The organism is Acidovorax sp. 59, from assembly GCF_002754175.1.
GTDB classification, from domain to species: Bacteria; Pseudomonadota; Gammaproteobacteria; order Burkholderiales; family Burkholderiaceae_C; genus Acidovorax; species Acidovorax delafieldii.
The window spans coordinates 3,521,079-3,540,799 of sequence record NZ_PEET01000001.1 but is presented as its reverse complement, the minus strand read 5'-3'; the positions used below and the strand labels follow the sequence as shown (position 1 = coordinate 3,540,799).

Annotated in this window: 21 protein-coding genes; 8 read left to right on the top strand and 13 right to left on the bottom strand. The window is 63.6% G+C overall.

The window, feature by feature from the left end; translation table 11 throughout:
* Positions 1–27: 27 nt before the first annotated feature.
* A complete protein-coding gene (locus CLU87_RS16120) occupies positions 28–957 on the bottom strand; it encodes a polyprenyl synthetase family protein (protein ID WP_233193802.1) in 930 nt (309 codons plus the stop codon).
* Between the two features lie 235 nt (positions 958–1,192).
* On the opposite strand from CLU87_RS16120, the gene rplU reads away from it, so the two are divergent.
* The 4 genes from rplU (at position 1,193) to proB (ending at position 4,251) form a co-directional block, all read left to right on the top strand.
* Entirely contained in the window at positions 1,193–1,504 is a 312-nt protein-coding gene (rplU, locus tag CLU87_RS16115; protein WP_005794184.1) for a 50S ribosomal protein L21, read from the top strand.
* Between the two features lie 15 nt (positions 1,505–1,519).
* A complete protein-coding gene (gene rpmA, locus CLU87_RS16110) occupies positions 1,520–1,777 on the top strand; it encodes a 50S ribosomal protein L27 (protein ID WP_005794180.1) in 258 nt (85 codons plus the stop codon).
* A 170-nt stretch (positions 1,778–1,947) separates the two neighbouring features.
* Entirely contained in the window at positions 1,948–3,018 is a 1,071-nt protein-coding gene (gene cgtA, locus CLU87_RS16105) for an Obg family GTPase CgtA (protein WP_056747278.1), read from the top strand.
* 90 nt (positions 3,019–3,108) lie between these two features.
* The gene (proB, locus tag CLU87_RS16100; protein WP_056060322.1) at positions 3,109–4,251 is read left to right on the top strand and encodes a glutamate 5-kinase; all 1,143 of its coding nucleotides are present in this window, start codon (positions 3,109–3,111) and stop codon (positions 4,249–4,251) included.
* A gap of 106 nt (positions 4,252–4,357) precedes the next feature.
* Here proB and CLU87_RS16095 read toward each other — a convergent pair whose 3' ends face one another.
* A complete protein-coding gene (locus CLU87_RS16095; RefSeq protein ID WP_099731092.1) occupies positions 4,358–5,035 on the bottom strand; it encodes an RNA pyrophosphohydrolase in 678 nt (225 codons plus the stop codon).
* Between the two features lie 93 nt (positions 5,036–5,128).
* Between CLU87_RS16095 and CLU87_RS16090 the strand changes: the two genes are divergently transcribed.
* Positions 5,129–6,871 (top strand): proline--tRNA ligase, encoded by a 1,743-nt coding sequence (locus CLU87_RS16090; RefSeq protein WP_099731091.1) that lies wholly within the window; start codon positions 5,129–5,131, stop codon positions 6,869–6,871.
* Complete coding sequence (locus CLU87_RS16085) at positions 6,868–7,575, top strand: lytic transglycosylase domain-containing protein (protein ID WP_099731090.1); 708 nt, start codon at positions 6,868–6,870, stop codon at positions 7,573–7,575. Before CLU87_RS16090 ends, CLU87_RS16085 begins: the two co-directional genes overlap by 4 nt.
* Before the next feature lie 37 nt (positions 7,576–7,612).
* Here CLU87_RS16085 and CLU87_RS16080 read toward each other — a convergent pair whose 3' ends face one another.
* The 6 genes from CLU87_RS16080 to hemA form a co-directional block, all read right to left on the bottom strand.
* Positions 7,613–8,956, bottom strand: coding sequence for a hemolysin family protein (locus tag CLU87_RS16080; protein WP_099731089.1), 1,344 nt, complete (start codon positions 8,954–8,956; stop codon positions 7,613–7,615).
* Between the two features lie 172 nt (positions 8,957–9,128).
* The gene (locus CLU87_RS16075) at positions 9,129–10,136 is read right to left on the bottom strand and encodes an AAA family ATPase (RefSeq protein ID WP_099731088.1); all 1,008 of its coding nucleotides are present in this window, start codon (positions 10,134–10,136) and stop codon (positions 9,129–9,131) included.
* A gap of 156 nt (positions 10,137–10,292) precedes the next feature.
* Positions 10,293–10,616, bottom strand: coding sequence for a Grx4 family monothiol glutaredoxin (gene grxD, locus CLU87_RS16070; protein WP_056060339.1), 324 nt, complete (start codon positions 10,614–10,616; stop codon positions 10,293–10,295).
* 60 nt (positions 10,617–10,676) lie between these two features.
* Positions 10,677–11,522, bottom strand: a complete 846-nt coding sequence (gene prmC / locus CLU87_RS16065) for a peptide chain release factor N(5)-glutamine methyltransferase (RefSeq protein ID WP_099731087.1) — start codon at positions 11,520–11,522, stop codon at positions 10,677–10,679.
* A gap of 72 nt (positions 11,523–11,594) precedes the next feature.
* Entirely contained in the window at positions 11,595–12,683 is a 1,089-nt protein-coding gene (gene prfA, locus CLU87_RS16060) for a peptide chain release factor 1 (protein ID WP_099731086.1), read from the bottom strand.
* A gap of 113 nt (positions 12,684–12,796) precedes the next feature.
* Positions 12,797–14,128 (bottom strand): glutamyl-tRNA reductase, encoded by a 1,332-nt coding sequence (hemA, locus tag CLU87_RS16055; protein ID WP_099731085.1) that lies wholly within the window; start codon positions 14,126–14,128, stop codon positions 12,797–12,799.
* A gap of 72 nt (positions 14,129–14,200) precedes the next feature.
* Here hemA and CLU87_RS16050 point away from each other — a divergent pair, with 72 nt between their 5' ends.
* The gene (locus CLU87_RS16050; protein ID WP_056060351.1) at positions 14,201–14,479 is read left to right on the top strand and encodes a hypothetical protein; all 279 of its coding nucleotides are present in this window, start codon (positions 14,201–14,203) and stop codon (positions 14,477–14,479) included.
* Positions 14,480–14,652: 173 nt separating this feature from the next.
* Positions 14,653–15,621 carry a tripartite tricarboxylate transporter substrate binding protein gene (locus CLU87_RS16045; protein WP_056060354.1) on the top strand — a complete coding sequence of 323 codons (969 nt, stop codon included), beginning with the start codon at positions 14,653–14,655 and terminating at the stop codon, positions 15,619–15,621.
* 109 nt (positions 15,622–15,730) lie between these two features.
* Here the strand turns inward: CLU87_RS16045 and ugpQ are convergent, their stop codons facing one another.
* The 5 genes from ugpQ to ugpA form a co-directional block, all read right to left on the bottom strand.
* On the bottom strand, positions 15,731–16,492 hold the full coding sequence (gene ugpQ, locus CLU87_RS16040) for a glycerophosphodiester phosphodiesterase (RefSeq protein ID WP_099731084.1): 762 nt from the start codon (positions 16,490–16,492) through the stop codon (positions 15,731–15,733).
* The gene (locus tag CLU87_RS16035) at positions 16,489–16,857 is read right to left on the bottom strand and encodes a VOC family protein (protein ID WP_099731083.1); all 369 of its coding nucleotides are present in this window, start codon (positions 16,855–16,857) and stop codon (positions 16,489–16,491) included. The genes ugpQ and CLU87_RS16035 overlap by 4 nt, the downstream gene beginning before the upstream one ends.
* A 4-nt stretch (positions 16,858–16,861) precedes the next feature.
* Positions 16,862–17,872 (bottom strand): sn-glycerol-3-phosphate import ATP-binding protein UgpC, encoded by a 1,011-nt coding sequence (locus CLU87_RS16030; protein WP_056060362.1) that lies wholly within the window; start codon positions 17,870–17,872, stop codon positions 16,862–16,864.
* 61 nt (positions 17,873–17,933) lie between these two features.
* Positions 17,934–18,785, bottom strand: a complete 852-nt coding sequence (gene ugpE, locus CLU87_RS16025) for a sn-glycerol-3-phosphate ABC transporter permease UgpE (protein ID WP_056060366.1) — start codon at positions 18,783–18,785, stop codon at positions 17,934–17,936.
* Between the two features lie 2 nt (positions 18,786–18,787).
* Positions 18,788–19,669: a sn-glycerol-3-phosphate ABC transporter permease UgpA gene (gene ugpA, locus CLU87_RS16020; RefSeq protein ID WP_015012736.1), complete on the bottom strand. Its 882-nt coding sequence runs from the start codon at positions 19,667–19,669 to the stop codon at positions 18,788–18,790.
* Between the last annotated feature and the right edge of the window lie 52 nt (positions 19,670–19,721).

Genomic DNA, 19,721 nt, shown 5'->3' with positions numbered 1-19,721 from the left:
GCACCCGCGAGTGATCTGGTGCCTCTTTTAATTTCGCCGCCCCAGCAATTGGGCTGCCAATTCTAGCAAACCCTCCGAGTAGGCATTTGCGGGTAATCGTCGGGCGGCAGCCATGGCGCGGTGCGCTTCAGCGAAGGCTGCGGCGCGGGTAACGTCCAGGGCGCCTGTCGAGCGGACGATGCCCACGACTTCTTCTAATCGTTCGGTCGAACCTTGTTCGATGGCTTGGCGAACGATTTCCGCCTGGCTGGGGGTGCCTCGTTCCATGGCGGCGATCAGGGGGAGGGTGGATTTGCCTTCTCTCAAGTCGTCACCCAGATTTTTGCCCATCTCTGCGGTGTCGCCGTCGTAGTCCAGCACATCGTCAATGATCTGGAATGCGGTACCCAGTGCCTGTCCATAAGTTGCGCATGCCTCTTCCACATCGGGGGGGCTGTTGGCCAGAACGGCGCCGAGGCGGGCGCTGGCTTCAAAAAGTTTGGCTGTTTTGGAGCGGATGACACGCAGATAGCCCGCTTCATCCAGTGAGGCGTCGTGCATGTTCATCAGCTGGAGCACTTCGCCTTCTGCAATCACGTTCGTAGCCTCGGAGAGGATTTCCATGATGCGCATGCTTCCAGCCTCGACCATCATCTGAAATGACCGGGTGTGCAGAAAGTCGCCCACCAGAACGCTGGCAGGGTTGCCAAAGGTTTCGTTGGCTGTGGGGCGGCCGCGGCGCAGGGTGGATGCATCCACCACATCGTCATGCAGCAGTGTTGCGGTGTGAATCAACTCGACCACTGCCGCAAGGCTGTGCCGATGTGTGCCACGGTAACCTAAGGCTCCGCATACCATCAGTAACAGGGCGGGGCGCAGGCGCTTGCCGCCCGCAGCGATGATGTACTGCGAAATCTGGCCCACCAGGGGGACGCTGGATGTCAGGCGCTGACCGATGACCTTGTCGACATCGAGCATGTCTTGTGCAACGAGCGTGAGGGGGGAAACTGCGGGGGCGGTATGGTCAGTCAAGATGGTGGTCACAGAAAGTGCCCGAATTATAGGAAGGCCCGCTACGTGGCTGACGAGGACGGTGGCGTGCTGGTCACGCCGAATTGACTGATGCGCGTGGGGTTGGCGGGGTGATGCCAGATGCGCTATACTCGCCGGCTCTGCAGAAATTCGTCTGCAGAACTCATATCAAGAGGTCAACATGTACGCGGTCATAAAAACCGGCGGCAAGCAGTATCGCGTTGCTTCCGGCGAAAAAATTAAAGTAGAACAGATTGCTGCGGACGTAGGCCAGGAAATTGTGATCGACCAGGTTCTGGCTGTCGGCAACGGCGCTGAACTGAAGGTTGGTACGCCCCTGGTGTCCGGCGCAACCGTGAAAGCCACTGTCGTGGCCCACGGCAAGCACGACAAAGTGCACATCTTCAAGATGCGCCGTCGTAAGCACTATCAAAAACGCCAAGGCCATCGCCAGCAGTTCACTGAGCTGCAAATTGGTGCGATTGCTGCTTAATCGAAGGAGCTAGTCATGGCACAGAAAAAAGGCGGCGGCTCTACGCGAAACGGGCGTGACTCCAAGCCAAAGATGCTGGGTGTCAAGGCCTTCGGTGGTGAACTGATCAGCGCTGGTTCGATCATCGTGCGCCAGCGTGGCACACGTTTCCACCCCGGCACCAATGTCGGCGTTGGCAAGGATCACACCTTGTTTGCCCTGGTGGACGGCCATGTGTCGTTCGGTACCAAGGGCGCATTGTCCAAGTCCACGGTCAATGTGACTCCCGCCTGAGGATTACTCCTCCGGCAACCATCGAAGCCCCGCTTTGTCGGGGCTTTGTTGTTTGGTCTGCACGCGTCGCTGGTGCGCCTTTGGCCTGTGGCGCCTGGAATGGCCCCCGCTGTTCCGCCACAATTGGTCAGCAGCCGACAGTACGGCCTCTTTTGTAAACTGGATACCCCATGAAGTTCGTCGACGAAGCCTTTATTGACATTGCCGCAGGTGATGGTGGCAATGGCTGCGTGTCGTTCCGGCACGAAAAATACAAGGAGTTCGGCGGTCCCAATGGTGGTGACGGTGGGCGCGGGGGGCATGTGTTTGCTGTGGCCGATCCCAACCTGAATACCCTGGTGGACTATCGCTACTCGCGCCGTCATGAGGCCAAACGGGGTGAGCATGGCATGGGCTCCGATATGTTCGGCGCAGCGGGTACGGACATCACACTCAAGATGCCGGTCGGGACCATCATCACCGACGCCGAGACGGGTGAAGTTCTGTATGAGCTGCTGACCCCGGGCGAGGTCATCACCATCGCCAAAGGCGGTGATGGCGGCTTTGGCAACATGCGTTTCAAGAGCGCGATCAACCGGGCCCCGCGTCAAAAAACGCCGGGCTGGCCGGGCGAGAAAAAGAATTTGAAGCTGGAGCTGAAGGTGCTGGCCGATGTAGGGCTGCTGGGCATGCCCAACGCCGGCAAGTCCACCTTCATCACGGCCGTGTCCAATGCGCGACCAAAGATTGCGGATTACCCGTTCACCACGCTGCACCCCAACCTGGGCGTCGTGCGGGTGGGGCCTGAGCAGAGCTTTGTTGTAGCCGACATCCCCGGTCTGATCGAGGGAGCTTCTGAGGGCGCTGGCTTGGGCCACCAGTTCCTGCGCCATCTGCAACGCACGCGTTTGCTGTTGCACATCGTGGACTTGGCGCCGTTTGACGATGCTGTGGACCCGGTGGCGCAGGCCAAGGCCATCGTGAACGAGCTCAAGAAATACGACCAGCAGCTTTACAACAAGCCGCGTTGGCTGGTGCTGAACAAGCTGGACATGGTTCCCGCTGATGAGCGTGAGGCGCGCGTGAAGGATTTTGTGAAGCGCTTCAAATGGAAGGGGCCGGTGTTTGAGATATCGGCCCTCACGCGTGAGGGCTGCGAGCCGCTGATTCACGCCATCTTCCGCCATGTGCAGTCCGAGCAGCGCACGGAGAACGAGCCGGTGGAGGTGGATCCCCGTTTCGCCGGCGATGCGCCAGCCTGACGCGTCGGCGCTCAGAGGATAGGAATTGCTACATTTTTAATAGCTACTCAGGCATGAAGCAGTAGCGCTATCGGCATCAAAGACATCAAAATGGTTTCCAGCGTATTGAGAGATGCCCGCCGCATCGTGGTGAAGGTGGGCTCCAGCCTTGTGACCAACGAAGGGCGTGGACTGGATGAAACCGCCATCGGTGAGTGGAGTCGCCAACTGGCCGCGCTGGTGCGCGGTGTTGGGGGTGCCCCACGCGAGGTGGTGATGGTGTCCAGCGGTGCCATTGCCGAAGGCATGAAGCGCCTGGGCTGGACCACAAGACCCCAGGAAATCCACGAACTGCAGGCTGCTGCAGCGGTGGGGCAGATGGGGCTGGCGCAGATGTACGAAACCAAGCTGCGCGAGCAGGGGATGGGCAGCGCGCAGGTGCTGCTCACCCATGCCGATCTCGCGGACCGTGAGCGCTATCTCAATGCGCGCTCCACCTTGCTCACGCTGCTGCGTTTGGGTGTTGTGCCGGTGATCAACGAAAACGACACGGTGGTCAATGATGAGATCAAGTTTGGCGACAACGACACGCTGGGTGCGCTGGTGGCCAACCTCGTGGAAGCCGATGCCCTGATCATCCTCACAGACCAGAAGGGGCTCTACACCGCCGACCCACGCCGTGATCCGTCTGCGCAGTTTGTGCATGAGGCCAAAGCGGGTGATCTTGCTCTGGAAGCGATGGCGGGCGGTGCAGGCTCAAGCATTGGCAAAGGCGGCATGATCACCAAGATTCTGGCGGCCAAGCGCGCTGCAGGCTCCGGTGCATCGACAGTGATCGCCTGGGGACGCGAATCCGACGTATTGGTCCGTTTGGTGAGTGGTGAGGCGTTGGGTACTTTGCTGGTTGCCCAGACACAGAAAAAGCAGGCCCGCAAGCAGTGGATGGCGGACCACTTGCAACTGCGTGGCTCTGTGGTGGTGGACGCTGGGGCTGCAGCCAAGGTGCGCGACGAAGGCAAAAGCCTGCTGCCCATCGGCATGACGGCAGTGGAGGGGGACTTTTCGCGCGGCGACGTGATTGCCGTGCGCGACGGGTCTGGTGCAGAGATTGCACGTGGCTTGGCCAACTATGCAGCGGCGGAAGCCCGCCTTCTGTGCCGCAAGCCGTCGACGGAGTTTGAGAAACTGCTGGGCTACATGGCTGAGCCGGAAATGGTGCACCGCGACAATCTCGTGTTGGCGCAGGGCGCATAGGGACTGGCTGCGCGCATTGATCCTTGCCGACTCAGGACTGAGCGGATTCGCCCATCAAAACAAAACACCTGCATCTGCAGGCGTTTTTCATGGTTCGATGCCAGAGTCAGCGCGGTGTGTCTGATACCGATTGCATACCGTCGAGTTCTCCCGGCATGCTGTTTTGAGGATCGGGATCAAAACTGGCACCTGGGGGGAGTTCCATGCCAGGGTTGACCAGCATGGAGCCTGTGCGAAACATGTTGGCGACGCCCGCATGTTCACCCTCGCGGGTGCGTAAACCGCTGCGCAAATAGCGGTTGCGCTGCTCGTGTCGCGGCAGATAGCGGGCCAGTTCGGTGAGCGCCATCTCATAAACACCGCGTTTGAACTCGACCACCACATCCAGCGGAACCCAGTAGTCGTTCCACCGCCAAGCGTCAAACTCCGGGTGATTGGTCGCACGCAGGTTCAGATCCCAGTCGTGCCCCATCAATTGCAACAGGTACCAGATCTGCTTCTGGCCCTTGTAGTGGCCGCGCGCATCGCGGCGGATGTACCGGTCAGGCACCTCATAGCGCAACCAGTCCCGGGTGCGGGCCACCACGCGAACGTGGTTGGGCAATAATCCCACCTCCTCATGCAGCTCGCGGAACATGGCTTGCTCGGGGGTCTCGCCCCGGTCAATGCCACCCTGCGGGAACTGCCAGCTGTGGGTGCGTATGCGCTTGCCCCAAAACACCTGGTTTTTCTGGTTGAGCAGGATGATGCCGACGTTCGGCCGAAAGCCGTCCCGGTCAAGCATAATCAAACCCCAAATTTTTAAACTGTGTCCATTATGCACGGCGCCTAGCGCGCAGCAAGTGGACGGCCCCGTTCTGCCTGCAATCGATTCCCGATGAAAGCCTCCCAATTCTTCATTTCCACCCTCAAGGAAGCTCCGGCGGACGCCGAAGTGGTCAGTCACAAACTCATGACGCGGGCCGGGCTGATCAAGAAGCTGGGCGCTGGCATCTACAACTACATGCCTCTGGGCCTGCGCGTGATCCGCAAGGTGGAAGCCATCGTGCGCGAAGAGATGAATCGCGCGGGTGCTGTCGAGCTGACCATGCCCGTGGTGCAGCCCGCTGAGCTCTGGCAGGAAACCGGGCGCTTTGAGAAAATGGGCCCCGAGCTGCTGCGCATCCAGGATCGCCATGGTCGCGACTTCGTGGTGCAGCCGACCAGCGAAGAAGTGATCACTGACATCGCCCGTCAAGAACTCAAGAGTTACAAGCAGCTGCCGAAGAACTTTTACCAGATCCAGACCAAGTTCCGCGACGAGCGCCGCCCCCGTTTTGGCCTCATGCGCGGACGTGAGTTCATCATGAAGGATGCCTACAGCTTTGACCGCGACCAAGTGGCCGCCAAGGCCAGCTACCAAGTGATGGCCGCAGCCTACCGGCGGATTTTCGATCGCTTCGGCCTGACCTACCGTGCCGTGGCCGCTGACAGCGGCGCCATCGGGGGGGACCTGTCGGAAGAATTCCAGGTGATTGCCGCCACGGGCGAAGACGCCATCGTCTACTGCCCGCAGAGCGACTACGCCGCTAATATGGAAAAGGCGGAGGCGCTGGCCCCCACCGGACCACGCGGCGCAGCCACCCAGGCGCTGACCAAAACAGCCACCCCAGGCAAGAGCACCTGTGCCGATGTGGCAGAACTGCTGGGTGTTCCGCTGAACACCACGGTCAAGTCACTGGTGCTGGCCACGGACGAAACCAACGAAGCGGGTGAGATCGTCAAGAGCCAGGTGTGGCTGCTGCTGCTGCGCGGCGACCACGACATGAACGAGATCAAGGTTGGCAAGGTGCCCGGACTGGCGGGCTTCCGCTTCGCGACGCTGGGCGAAATTGAGGACCACTTTGGCTGCAAGCCGGGTTACCTGGGCCCCATCGGCCTGAAGAGGCCTTTGAAGATCGTGGCAGACCGCGAAGTCGCTGTGATGGCCGACTGGATCTGCGGCGCCAACGAGGTGGACTTTCACATCACCGGCGTCAACTGGGGCCGCGATCTGCTCGAGCCCGACATGGTGGCCGACCTGCGCAACGTGGTGGCGGGCGACCGCTCCCCCGACGGCAAGGGCGAGCTGGCGATCGAGCGCGGCATTGAAGTGGGCCATGTGTTCTACCTGGGTACCAAGTACAGCAAGGGTATGAACGCGACCTTCCTGGGCGACGACGGCAAGCCCGCGTTCTTCGAAATGGGTTGCTATGGCATTGGCGTGACACGCCTGCCTGCCGCCGCCATTGAACAAAACCATGACGAGCGCGGCATCATCTGGCCGGACGCGATTGCGCCGTTCACCGTGGTGGTCTGCCCCGTGGGTATGGACCGCAGCGAGGCCGTCAAGGCCACTGCCGAGCAACTGTATGCCGACCTGCTGGCTGCGGGCGTGGACGTGATCCTGGACGACCGTGGCGAGCGCCCCGGCGCGATGTTTGCCGACTGGGAATTGATCGGCGTGCCACACCGCGTGACCATTGGCGACAAGAGCCTGAAAGAGGGTGTTGTCGAGTACCAGCACCGCCGGGACGCCGCAGCCACCAAGGTGGCCGTGGCCGACATCCTGGCCCATGTGAAGGGTCGTATGGCTGTATGAGCAAGAGCGGCGTCACTCTGAGCGCTCCGTGGGCTGCGACTTCTGGCGGCCCCGTGGGGATGTCGCGCCGCGGCTGTCTGGTGTCGCTGGCTTCGCTGGCAGCGCCCGCTGCCTGGCTGGGTGCTCCGCAGGTGGCGCACGCCGGCGGGCAGCTGGAGGAGCCCCTGATGGACTCGGTGCGCACCGCACTCAGCTCTGCCATTGCCAACCAGGCGCCGCCCGAGCCGGAGTTTTTTACCACCGAAGCGCGCCTGCACTACCTGCGGTGGCTGGGTACGCAGAGTGATCGCCTGCGGCCGCGCAAACCGGACCTGGAAGTACGCCGCGACTTTTTGCAGACGGTCTGGTACGAATCCAAGCGCGCCGGGCTGGACGTGTCCCTGGTCCTGGGGCTGATCCAGGTAGAAAGTGGGTTCCGCAAATTTGCCGTGTCCAGCGTTGGAGCGCGGGGCTATATGCAGGTCATGCCCTTCTGGACGCGCGTGATTGGCGACGGCGACCCGGGCAAGCTGTTTCACATGCAGACCAACCTGCGTTTTGGCTGCGTCATTCTGCGCCACTACATTGACCGGGAGCAGGGCGATTTGTTCATGGCGCTTGGCCGCTACAACGGCAGCCGAGGCCGGTCGCCTTACCCCGATGCCGTCTTTGGAGCGCAGCGCAAGTGGCTGTTTGCCGATCGGCCGCATTCGCCGGCCGCATAGAGCGATCAGCGCGGCGGTGACACGGGCCGCGCCTTGGTCACTCCACAGCGGGTCCCGTGGGTGCTGACGGGCTCGGGGCCGATGCACCAGGGGCACCGCCCAGCCTGGAGACCATGACCTGATCGATGCGGTAGCTGTCCACGTCCAGCACCTCAAACTTGTAGCCGCCCCAGCTCACGCTGTCAGTACGGCGTGGCACGCGGCGCAGCATCACCATCAGGAAGCCCGCCAGGGTTTCGTACTCGCCGGTGTGCGGCAGCTCGTCCAGCGACAGGGCGTGCAGCACATCCTCAATGGGGGTGACCCCATCGATGAGCCAGGAGTTCTCATCCCGTCGCACGATCTGCTCCTCGTCCGCCGGGCCCACCAAGTCACCCATCACGGTGCTCATGACATCGTTGAGCGTGACCACACCGACCACCAGGCTGTACTCGTTCACGATGACGGCAAAGTCCTCGTGGACTTGGCGGAACTGCTCCAGCACCTCCGACAGGGTCAGCCGGTCGGGCACGATCAGCACCTTGCGCACCAGGCTGTCGTCGGCCAGCGAAATCGGCTGGTTGTTCAGCACGCGCTGGAACAGGTCCTTGGCATCCACATAGCCCACCACGTGGTCGATGTCGCCTTCGCACACCGGGTAGGTTGAAAACGGCTCGGCAGCGATGCGCAGGCGGATGACGGAGTCGGGCTCGTCGCGCAGAAAAAATGCAATGCGGTCGCGCGGCGACATGGCGCTGGACACCGTGCGCGTGTCCAACTCAAACACGTTGGTGATGACCTGCTGCTCGCGCGCCGCCAGCACCCCGGCACGCGCGCCTGCCTCCATCATGGCCAGGATATCGTCTGACGTGATGCGGTCATCGCGCAGCGATGACAACCCCAACAGGCGGAACAGCGCGTCGGCCCCCCGGCTGTAGAACCACACCAGCGGCCGCAACAGCGTCATGCACCAGGCCATGGGCTGTGCCAGCCGCACCACCAGCCGCTCGGGCTCTGCCATGCCCAGGCGTTTGGGGAACAGATCGGCAAACAGGATGAACAGCGAGGTGATGATGAGGAAAGACGCCAGGAACCCCGCCCGCTCGGCCGTGGGCCCCGACATCCACAGCGCAAACAGTTCGCTGAAATGCGGGCTCAGCGCACCTTCGCCCACGATACCGCCCAGGATGGCCACGGCGTTCTGCCCTACCTGCACCACCGTGAAGTAGTCGCCCGGCTGCTCCTGCATGCGCAGCACCCGGTCCGCACGCGCGTCGCCTTCATCGGCCATCTGGCGCAGGCGCAGGCGGCGGGCGGCCGCGAGCGAAATCTCGGCCATGGAGAAAAAGGCGCTGGCTGCAATCAGCAGCCCGATCACGAAGAGGCTTTGGGACAGGGTCATGGGACGAAGGCGGAACCGGAGTACAGCGGTACACCGGGCCACCAAGTGTATCTGGGCACCTTGCAAGCGGGCCCGCCGGCGCGCCTTGTGACGCATGCCGCCTGCCGCCCCATGCCACTGCATGGTGTGGCAGGGGGAAGGGTGGCGCGTGCGGGCGACCGCGTCGCGCTATCTACTGCACAAAGCCAATCCGGCTGCGCCCCGTGGCGGCCTTCGGCAGGTCGGTGATCTCCACCGTGGACCGGCGGTCCAGCCGCGCATTGCCAAAACCCGTCATCAGCGCCCGCCGCATTTCGCGCGGGGGCATCTGTGCCAGGTGGTCCAGCACGTCGTCCGTCGGCTCCGGGTCCAGCAGGCGGCCCCAGTCGTGCCCCGCGCGGATGCCCTGGTACAGGTTGCGCGCAATGGTGCGGGCCTGCTCCAGCGTGGGCGCCTCCACCTCAAACACGTTCATGCGGTTCAGGATGGGATCGGGAATGCCGCGTGTGTCGTTCGCGGTGGTAATCCAGATGACCTGGCTCGCGTCGATGGCCACCTCGGCAAACTCATCGGTAAAGCTCTGGGCGGTGTCGTACTCCAGCAAGCTGTACAGCGCACCCAGCGGGTCGTACTGCGCATCGCTGCTGGCCTTGTCGATCTCGTCCACCACGATGACGGGATTGGCATATTCGCCCTCCACCAGCGCCTCGAACACCTTGCCAGGGCGCGCGCCCTTCCACTGCGCCGACGAGCCCGACAGCAGCCAGCCTGCGGTCATGGAACTCATGGGCAGCAGGTTCATGCCCGTACCCAGCAGCTCGGCCAGGTGGCGTGCGAAGTGGGTCTTGCCGATGCCGGGCGGGCCCAGCAGCAGCATGGGTGTGACCTCCAGGCCATCGCTGCTGTCCTGCGCCAGCGCCACGTGGCGCTTCACGTCGTCCAGCACTTCGGTGAAGTTGGGCAACTGCTCGTACAGGCTGGCCATGTCGGGGATGCCCGAGGGCTTGACCTGAAAACGCTCCGGGCCGCGCTCCAGCATGCGTTCGTACACGGTGCGCAGGGTTTCGTATTCCCTCTGGTTGCCGGACTCCTGCAGGCGAGCGAGCTTGCGCTCTACATCGCCCGGGTGGAACACATTGCGCATCTGGGCCACCGGCAGGCGCAGGGCAGGTGGCTGGGGAACAAGGCTATGGCTGGTCATTGCATGCTCCTGTGAGGGTTACGTCACGCAATCATTCAAGCACACAACATGCCCGCTGCTCCATCGGAAAAGCCCCTGATTGGTGCCTCTGTTGCGGGCAAACAAAAAGGCCGCCCGAAGGCGGCCTGATGGCGGGTGAGGCAATGGTCGCTTCGATCAGCCCTCGGTGCCCAGCACTTGCTTGAGTTCGCCCGACTCATACATCTCCATCATGATGTCCGAGCCGCCGATGAACTCGCCCTTCACATACAGCTGCGGGATCGTGGGCCAGTTGCTGTATTCCTTGATGCCCTGGCGAATTTCGTCGTCTTCGAGCACGTTGACGGTGACCACGCTCTTCGGGTCCACGCCACAGGCCTTGAGGATCTGGATGGCGCGGCCGGAGAAACCACACATGGGGAAGCTGGCGCTGCCCTTCATGAACAGCAGGATGTCGCTGGATTTGACGAGGCCGTCGATGCGTTGTTGGGTGTCGCTCATGGGAAAACTCCTTGAAAGAGGCTGCGGGCGAATGGATGCTGAGGGCCCGCGATGGAGGGATTATTTCACTGTCGGCCATTGCCCGCCTGTGCAGCGTGCGATGTCGGCAAGGTCATTGCGGCTTTGTACTCGCACAAAGCCCTGGGCGGCAAGCAGCGCCTGCACGGCGTCTGCCTGGTCGTAGCCATGCTCCAGCAGCAGCCAGCCGCCCGGCCGCAGGTGGGCGGGCGCCTGGGAGACGATGGCGCGGATGTCTTCGAGGCCGTCCGCGCCGCTGGCCAGGGCTTGCAGGGGCTCGTGCGTCAGCGCGGCCAGGTGCGGGTCGGCGCTGGCGATGTAGGGCGGGTTGGAGACGATGGCGTCGAATGGCCCCTCCACTCCCATCAGCCAGTTGGCCTGCTGAAACTGCACGGGCAGGCCCAGTCGCTCAGCGTTGGCCTGCGCTACAGCCAGGGCATCGGCACTGGCATCTACCGCCAGCACCTGGGCGTCGGTGCGCTGACTTTGCAGCGCCAGGGCAATGGCACCGCTGCCGGTGCCCAGGTCCACCACGCGGGGCGATGCCAGCGGGGCGATCACCTCCAGCGCCCAGTCCACCAGGGTTTCGGTGTCGGGGCGCGGGTCCAGCACGCGCGCGTCCACCTGCAGCGGCAGGCCGTAGAACTCCTTGCGGCCGGTGAGGTAGGCCACGGGCTCGCCCGCCACGCGGCGCTGGCACAGGGCAATGAACTGGGTGTGTGTGGTCTCGTCCAGTGCGTCGGTATCGTGCGCCAGCAGCCAGGCGCGGCCTGCATCAGGCCGACCCAAGGCGTGCAGCAGCAGCAGTTGCGCGTCGATACGCGCCAGGCCCAGGGTGTGGGCTTGCGCCAAAGCCTGGGCGAGGGTGGGAGAGGTGGTGTGGTTCACTATTGTTTTGATAGCTGTTCAGGCATATGAATCTAGCGCTACCAGCCAATTTGTCTCAAATTCTTGCCTGGCTCACCCGGTGGCGCCCATCTCCAGCTCTTCCAGCTGCTCGGCCTCGCGGGCATGCTGCAGGGCCTGCAGCACATCGCCCAGGTCGCCTTCCATCACGGCCAGCAGCTTGTACAGCGTGAGGTTGATGCGGTGGTCAGTCAGGCGCCCCTGCGGGAAGTTGTAGGTGCGGATGCGGTCGCTGCGGTCGCCGCTGCCGATCAGGCCCTTGCGCAGCGCGGCCTCCTTGGCGGCGCGTTCGCTGCGCTCTTTCTCCTGGATGCGCGCCTGCAGTACCTGCAGCGCCTTGGCCTTGTTGCTGTGCTGGCTGCGGCCGTCCTGGCATTCGGCCACGATGCCGGTGGGCAAGTGCACCACGCGCACGGCAGAGTCGGTCTTGTTGATGTGCTGACCGCCCGCGCCGCTGGCGCGAAAGGTGTCGATGCGCAGGTCTGCCGGGTTGAGCTTGATGGCCTCGTGCTCGTCGGGCTCGGGCATCACGGCCACGGTGCAGGCGCTGGTGTGGATGCGGCCCTGGGTTTCGGTGGCGGGCACGCGCTGCACGCGGTGGCCACCGGATTCGAACTTGAGAGCTCCGTAAACATGGTCACCCTCTATGCGCAGCACGATTTCCTTGTAGCCGCCGAGCTCGGCCGCGTTCTCGCTCACCACCTCCACCTTCCAGCCCACGTTGGCGGCGTAGCGGGTGTACATGCGGGTGAGGTCGCCTGCGAACAGGGCGGATTCGTCACCACCCGTGCCCGCACGGATTTCCACAAACGCGTTGCGCGCGTCGTCGGGGTCCTTCGGTAAAAGCAGGCGCTGCAGTTCGTCTTCCAGTTGCAGCAGCTCGGCCTCGGCACTGGTGATTTCTTCCTGTGCCATCTCGGCCATGTCGGGGTCGGCCAGCATCTCGCGCGCACCCGCCAGGTCGGCCTCGCGCTGCTGGTAGCGGGCGTAGCGGCCGGCGACCTGCGTGACCTCGGCATGCTCGACGGAGATGCGCCGGTACTGCGCCATGTCGCTCATGATGTCTTCGCGCGAGAGCAGGAAGTCGAGTTCGCCCAGGCGCTGTGCGTAGCGCTCCAGCTGGCTTCGGAGAAAGGGTTTCATGGAATTCTGGAAAAATGATTTGCTACAGATTGGGTAGCTGGTGGCGCATGTAAATCATGCGCCTGAGGCCGATTTGGCTCAAATCGGAACGGCTGTGGAGCGGGCGAGCGCCGCTACAGGCCGTTGTTGTGGGGGGTCTTGCTTTGCGAGCGCAGGAACAGGCGCGAGACGGTCTGGGCCGTCTGGGCTCGCATCTCGGCGTCGCCCGCGCGCAGCTCGGCCAGGGTGCCGTGCAGCATTTTCTGTGTGAGGCCGCGCGACAGGGCTTCGAGCACGGCGTCCACGTCCTCGCCCTTGGCCAGCAGCTTCTTGGCGCGGGCGATTTCCAGCGCGCGCCATTCGTCCGTCTGGGCGTTGAGCTGCTGGATCAGCGGCACCACGCCACCCTCGGCGGCTGCGGGGCTGCGCAGCTCCATCCAGTGCATGAAGCTTTGCACGCCCGCGTCGATGATGGCCTCGGCCTGCGCCACGGCGGCCTGGCGGTTGGCCTGCGCGGTTTGCACCACGGTGGCCAGGTCGTCCACGGTGTAGAGGTACACGTCGCCCAGGGCCTTGACCTCGGGCTCGATGTCGCGCGGCACGGCAAGATCGACCATGAACATGGGGCGGTGGCGGCGCTTCTTGAGGGCGCGCTCCACGGCACCCAGGCCGATGATGGGCAGGCTGCTGGCGGTGCAGCTGATGACGGCGTCGAACTCGTGCAGGCGCTCGGGCAGGTCGGCCAGGCGCATTACCTCGCCGCCAAAGCGGGTGGCCAGCTTTTCGCCGCGTTCCAGCGTGCGGTTGGCAATGGCGATCTGCTTGGGGTTCTTGGCGGCGAAGTGCGTGGCGCACAGCTCGATCATCTCGCCCGCGCCGACGAACAGCACGCGGATCTTGGAGAGGTCTTCAAACAGCTGGCTGGCCAGGCGCACGGCGGCGGCTGCCATGCTGATGCTGTGTGCGCCGATCTCGGTGCTGGTGCGCACCTCCTTGGCCACGGCAAAGCTGCGCTGGAACAGCTGGTTGAGCGTGGTGCCCAAAGCGCCAGCTGTTTCCGCAGCGCGCACAGCGTCTTTCATCTGGCCCAGGATCTGGGCCTCGCCCAGCACCATGGAATCGAGCCCGCTGGCCACGCGGAAGGCGTGGCGTGCGACGAGGCTGTCTTCCAGCGTGTAGGAGTGCGAGCGCAGCAGCGCGGGGCTCACGCCGCCGCTATGGGCCAGCCAGCCCAGCGTGTGGTCCAATGCGGGCTGGTCGCCGGCACAGTAAATTTCGGTGCGATTGCAGGTGGAGATGATGGCGGTTTCCACCCCGGGGTGGCGGCTGGCAGCTCCGCCAGAGTTGCCCAGCGACTGGCGCAAACCGTGCAGCGTGGGGGCGATCTGATCGAGCGCAAACGCAAACCGGCCGCGCAGATCGAGCGGCGCGGTGGTGTGGTTGATGCCGAGGGCCCAGACTGCCATAAGCCGCAATTATAAAATTGTTGGCCCGAACAGGCGGCCTTGCTTGTTCAAGCCTTGATTTGGGTCAATTCCATGGGTCCGCTGGATATCGTCAACCACCTCCTCAACTTTGTCGCACCCGCTGCCGCCATGGCGCTGGTGTTGGTCCTTTCGGGCCGTCTGGTGGGCTCGCGCAGTGCCTCTGCAATGTCTGTGTGGCTGCGGTGGGCGATTCTGTTTGCCGTGGGGGTGGCGGTGCTCGCGGCAGGGCTGGTGCTGTGGGGACGTGATGGCAAGATGCTCACCTATGCCGCGCTGGTGGTGGCCTGCGCCACTTGCCAGTGGGTGCTGGTGCGGGGCTGGAAGGCTTGAAGCTTTCAGCAAGCCGTCACGTGTTTTGAGGGTTTGCGAGAGGTGATCTGGAGGGCTGTCGCGCCCTGGTGTCTGATAGCCTCTTTACACCTTCCAGGACGGTTGCCATGGCCCGCTCTGACGGAACTAGCGAACACCCCCGTACACCCACAACCAATGCTGGAGACAACCCCATGAAGCTGCTGCGTACCTGCATCACTCTGGCCGCAGGCCTGGCCTTTGCTGCCGCCGTGCATGCGCAGGCGTTTCCGTCCAAGCCCATCCGTATCGTGGTGGGCTTCCCCGCCGGCGGGCCGCTGGACCAGCATGCGCGCCTGCTGTCCGACAAGCTGCAGACCGTGCTGGGCCAGCCGGTGGTGATGGACTACAAGGCCGGAGCCGGTGGCACCGTGGGCGCGCAGGAGGTGATGAAAGCGCCCCCTGACGGCCACACCATCATGCTGGCCAACACGGGGGTGATGGTCATCAACCCCGCGCTGTACAGCCGCCTGCCCTATGCCACCCTCAAGGACTTTGTGCCCGTGGCGCGCACGGCCATGCAGCCGCTGGCCTTGCTGGTCAACACCAGCGTGCCCGCCAAGAATCTGCAGGAGTTCATGGCCTATGCCAAGTCGCGGCCTGGTCAGGTCAACTTTGGCTCTGCGGGCAATGGCGGCATCAGCCACCTGGTGCCCGAGATGTTCAAGACCGCCACGGGCCTGTTCATGGTGCACATCCCCTACCGGGGCAGCGCGCCGGCATTCACCGACCTCATGGGCGGGCAGGTGCAGTTCATGGCCGAGAGCATTCCGCAGGCCGCGTCGTACCACAAGCAGGGCAAGGTACGTGCCCTGGCCGTGACCAGCAAGGAGCGCAACCCCGCACTGCCCGAAGTGCCCACGGTGATCGAGAGCGGCATCAAGGGCTTTGAGGTGGTGGGCTTCTATGGCTTTCTGGCCCCTGCAGGCACGCCCAAGGACGTGGTCAACAAGCTCAGTGACGCCTTTGGCCAGGTGTTGCAGATGCCCGATGTGCGCAATCGCATGGTGAGCCAGGGGGCGGATCCGGCGTTTCTAGGCGCGGACGACTTTGCCAAATTCCTGGCCTCGGAGATGCCCCGCTGGGCCGACGCCGTCAAGAAGTCTGGCGCGAAACTCGATTGACCCCCTGAGGCGCTGTGCGCCTTCCCCCTGCAGGGGACTCCACCGGTGGCCCGGCAAACCCGGTCCCCGGTGGCGCTGGCTTGGGGCGGGGTTGGTTGGAAGGTGCGCCCTACGGCGTGGCGGGCGAGAAGAAGTCGACGCGGTCGGTGATGATGCCGTCCGTGCCCAGCGCGATGAGGCGCTGCGCCGCCCAGTCGTCGTTCACCGTGTAGCTCAGCGTGCGCATGCCCATGCCGTGGACTTGCGCCACCAGGGCCGGGTCCCACAGCGCGTGGTTGCACACGATGGCCACACAGCCGAGCGCCTGCGCCTTGTCAAAGCATCCGTCCCACAGCGCGTCGATGAGCAGCGCGCGGGGCAGGTGGGGCGCGGTGGCCATGGCGCCCGCCAGCGCCTCGGGCTTGAACGACGAGAACAAGGGCGGCACGGCCTGGCCTTGCCACAGCCGTGCGGCGTATTCGCCCACCACGCGGCCGGTAACTTCTTCCTGGCCTGGTGTGGGCTTGATCTCGATGTTCAGGAAAAACCCGTTGGCAATGCAGTAGCGCGCCAGGTTCTCCAGTGTGGGAAGGGGCTCGCCAGCGTAGCTGCGGGAATGCCAGCCTCCTGCATCCAGCTGGGCAAGCTGGGTCCAGGGCCGGTCGCCGCCGGTGCCGTGGCCGTTGGTCGTGCGCTCCAGCGTGGCGTCGTGCATCAAAAAAGGCACGCCGTCGCCGCTGAGCTTGGCGTCGCACTCGAACATGCGGTAGCCGTATTGGGCACCCAGCCGGAAGGCGGCCAAGGTGTTCTCAGGGGCCAGCTTGCCCGCGCCGCGGTGGGCGATCCAGCGGGGGTAGGGCCAGGGGGCGAGGGTAGACGAGGGTGCGCTCATGCGGGTTCACCAAATTTCAGCAGGTTGCCATGGGGGTCGATGACATACATCTCCTTCATGCCCCAGGGCTGGACAGTGGGAGGTGCCAGTTGCAGGCCGCGTGCCGTGAAATCCGCGTGCAGCAATCCGGTGTCTGCACGCACGTAGCATGAAGTGTTTTCTGCAATGTGGCGCTCGGTGCAGGGCCAGAAGTGCAGCTCGCAGCCATCGCGCTGCAGGATCAGGTAGTTGTCCATCTCCAGCAGTGCGGTGAAACCCAGCCGCTCGACGTAGAACTGCAAGGTCTCCGCCAGGTGTAGCGAGGCCAGCACCGGCACGGTGGCCAGAACCCCGCGCCCGGCGCCGGCGGCTTCAGGCGGCTGCACGGGCTCAGTCGGGGATGCGTTTACCGGTGGTGGCATCGAAAGCGTGCAGGCGGTCGGGACGGGGCACGACGTGGATCACCGCATCCGGCTGCGGCGCGTGGGTGCCTTCTTCTACCCGCACGATGATCTGTTCGCCGTTGATGCGGCCGTAGATCAGGCGCTCGGCACCCAGCAACTCCACAGTTTCGACGGTAACGGCCCAACCCTCGCTGCGCACATCCAGATGCTCCGGGCGGATGCCCAAAATGGTGCCCGGTTTGGCGCCTGGTGCGTTTTTGAGCAGGTTCATCGGCGGCGAGCCGATGAAACTGGCCACGAAGGTGGAGGCGGGCGTGTGGTAGACCTCTTCGGGCGTGCCGAACTGCTCCATGTTGCCCGCGTTCATCACGATCATGCGCTGGGCCAGCGTCATGGCCTCGACCTGGTCGTGTGTCACGAACAGGCTGGTGATGCCCAGTTCGCGGTGCAGCTTCTGGATTTCGAGGCGGGTCTGGGCGCGCAGCTTGGCGTCCAGGTTGGACAGCGGCTCGTCAAACAGGAACACCTGGGGCTGGCGCACGATGGCGCGGCCCATGGCCACGCGCTGGCGCTGGCCGCCCGACAGCTCGCGCGGCTTGCGCTCCAGCAGGTGGCCCAGTTCGAGGATCTTGGCAGCCTTGTCGACGCGCGCCTTGATCTCTTCCTTGGGTACCTTGGCGATCTTCAGGCCATAGGCCATGTTCTCGAAGTTCGTCATGTGCGGGTACAGCGCGTAGTTCTGGAACACCATCGCGATGTCGCGCTGGGCGGGTTCCAGGTCGTTGACCACACGGTCGCCAATACGCAGTTCGCCGCCGGAGATTTCTTCCAGGCCCGCGACCATGCGCAGCAGGGTGGACTTGCCGCAGCCCGAGGGGCCAACGATGACGACGAACTCGCCGTCCTTGACCTCGGCGTTCACGCCGTGGATGACCTGGTTGGCCTTGGGGCCCACGCCGTAGCGCTTGACGATGTTGCGAAGAGAGAGGGATGCCATATGTGCAATGAATTTGATAGCTACAGGGGCTTATTTAACAAGCGCTTGCAGGAGTTTTGTCTTATTTTTCGGTGTCCACCAGGCCCTTGACGAACCAGCGTTGCATGACCACCACCACAAAGGCAGGCGGCAGCATGGCCAGGAGGGCCGTGGCCATCACGATGTTCCATTCGTTGCCTGCGTCGCCACCGGCCAGCATGCGCTTGATGCCGATGACCACCGGGTACATGTCTTCGGACGTGGTCACCAAGAGCGGCCACAGGTACTGGTTCCAGCCGTAGATGAACTGGATCACGAACAGTGCGGCAACCGAAGTGCGCGACAGCGGCACCAGGATGTCCTTGAAAAAGCGCATCGGACCGGCGCCGTCCACTCGTGCGGCCTCCACCAGCTCATCGGGCACCGTCAGGAAGAACTGGCGGAACAGGAAGGTGGCGGTGGCCGAGGCGATCAGTGGCACCGTGAGGCCCGCGTAGGTGTTGAGCATGCCCAGGTTGGATACGACCTGGTAGGTAGGCCCGATGCGCACTTCCACGGGCAGCATCAGCGTGATGAAGATCAGCCAGAAGCAGATGCCCTTGAAGGGGAAGCGGAAGTACACGATGGCAAACGCCGACAGCAGCGAGATGGCGATCTTGCCCACCGTGATGACCATGGCGGTGACAAAACTCACCCACATCATGCGGGCCACAGGCGCGGTGGAGCCCGCACCCGCGCCGCCGCCAAACAGCGCGTCGTGGTAGGTCTGCCAGAAGTTGCTGCCGGGCACCATGGGCATGGGCACCTGAACGATGTCCTGTGCGGTATGGGTGGAGGCCACGAAGGCCAGGTACAGCGGGAAGCCGACGATGATCACGCCCAGCACCATGATGAGGTGCGAGAACGCTGTGAGATAGGGGCTGCGTTCGACCATTTTTAGTATTGAACCTTTTTCTCAACGTAGCGGAACTGAATGACGGTGAGCACCACCACGATGGCCATCAGCACCACCGATTGCGCGGCCGAGCCGCCCATGTCCATGGCCTTGAAACCATCGTGGTAGACCTTGTAGACCAGGATGGAGGTATCGCGCCCGGGACCGCCCTGGGTGGTCGAGTCCACGATGGCAAAGGTGTCGAAGAACGCGTACACGACATTGATCACCAGCAGGAAGAACGTGGTGGGCGACAGCAGCGGGAACTGAATGCTCCAGAACCGGCGCCAGGGGCCCGCACCGTCGATGGCGGCGGCTTCGATCAGCGACTTGGGGATGGACTGCAAACCTGCGAGGAAAAACAGGAAGTTGTAGGAGATCTGCTTCCACACCGCTGCAATCACGATCAGCGTCATCGCGTGGTCGGAGTTGAGCATGTGGTTCCAGTCAAAGCCCGACTGGCGCAGCATGTAGGCCACCACACCCAGCGAGGGCGAGAACATGAACATCCAAAGCACACCTGCCACCGCGGGGGCGACGGCGTAGGGCAGCAGCAGGGCGGTCTTGTAGACGATGGCGCCCTTGATGATGCGGTCGGCGAAGATCGCGAGGATCAGTGACAGGCCGATGCCCACCACCGCCACCAGGATCGAGAAGAAGGCCGTGGTCTTGAACGAGGCGAGATAGCCCGGGTCTTCAAACAGGGCCTTGAAGTTGTCCAGCCCCACCCATTCGGTGGACATGCCAAAGCTGTCCTGCATCTGGAACGACTGCACCAGGGCCTGGCCTGCGGGCCAGAAGAAGAACACGCTGATGATGACCAGCTGGGGGGCCAGAAGCACCCAGGGCAGCCATGCAGAGCGGAAAAGTACGCGTTTTTCCATGACGAAACTCTCAAAAAGAAAACCCCGCCGCCCCGTGAACCAAGTGGGTTGA

Bases quoted from the DNA above. Each gene is read 5' to 3' on its own strand.
- CLU87_RS16120 (WP_233193802.1), bottom strand. From the start codon at position 957: ATGCTCGATGTCGACAAGGTCATCGGTCAGCGCCTGACATCCAGCGTC.
- rplU (WP_005794184.1), top strand. From the start codon at position 1,193: ATGTACGCGGTCATAAAAACCGGCGGCAAGCAGTATCGCGTTGCTTCC.
- rpmA (WP_005794180.1), top strand. From the start codon at position 1,520: ATGGCACAGAAAAAAGGCGGCGGCTCTACGCGAAACGGGCGTGACTCC.
- cgtA (WP_056747278.1), top strand. From the start codon at position 1,948: ATGAAGTTCGTCGACGAAGCCTTTATTGACATTGCCGCAGGTGATGGT.
- proB (WP_056060322.1), top strand. From the start codon at position 3,109: ATGGTTTCCAGCGTATTGAGAGATGCCCGCCGCATCGTGGTGAAGGTG.
- CLU87_RS16095 (WP_099731092.1), bottom strand. From the start codon at position 5,035: ATGCTTGACCGGGACGGCTTTCGGCCGAACGTCGGCATCATCCTGCTC.
- CLU87_RS16090 (WP_099731091.1), top strand. From the start codon at position 5,129: ATGAAAGCCTCCCAATTCTTCATTTCCACCCTCAAGGAAGCTCCGGCG.
- CLU87_RS16085 (WP_099731090.1), top strand. From the start codon at position 6,868: ATGAGCAAGAGCGGCGTCACTCTGAGCGCTCCGTGGGCTGCGACTTCT.
- CLU87_RS16080 (WP_099731089.1), bottom strand. From the start codon at position 8,956: ATGACCCTGTCCCAAAGCCTCTTCGTGATCGGGCTGCTGATTGCAGCC.
- CLU87_RS16075 (WP_099731088.1), bottom strand. From the start codon at position 10,136: ATGACCAGCCATAGCCTTGTTCCCCAGCCACCTGCCCTGCGCCTGCCG.
- grxD (WP_056060339.1), bottom strand. From the start codon at position 10,616: ATGAGCGACACCCAACAACGCATCGACGGCCTCGTCAAATCCAGCGAC.
- prfA (WP_099731086.1), bottom strand. From the start codon at position 12,683: ATGAAACCCTTTCTCCGAAGCCAGCTGGAGCGCTACGCACAGCGCCTG.
- hemA (WP_099731085.1), bottom strand. From the start codon at position 14,128: ATGGCAGTCTGGGCCCTCGGCATCAACCACACCACCGCGCCGCTCGAT.
- CLU87_RS16050 (WP_056060351.1), top strand. From the start codon at position 14,201: ATGGGTCCGCTGGATATCGTCAACCACCTCCTCAACTTTGTCGCACCC.
- CLU87_RS16045 (WP_056060354.1), top strand. From the start codon at position 14,653: ATGAAGCTGCTGCGTACCTGCATCACTCTGGCCGCAGGCCTGGCCTTT.
- ugpQ (WP_099731084.1), bottom strand. From the start codon at position 16,492: ATGAGCGCACCCTCGTCTACCCTCGCCCCCTGGCCCTACCCCCGCTGG.
- CLU87_RS16030 (WP_056060362.1), bottom strand. From the start codon at position 17,872: ATGGCATCCCTCTCTCTTCGCAACATCGTCAAGCGCTACGGCGTGGGC.
- ugpE (WP_056060366.1), bottom strand. From the start codon at position 18,785: ATGGTCGAACGCAGCCCCTATCTCACAGCGTTCTCGCACCTCATCATG.
- ugpA (WP_015012736.1), bottom strand. From the start codon at position 19,669: ATGGAAAAACGCGTACTTTTCCGCTCTGCATGGCTGCCCTGGGTGCTT.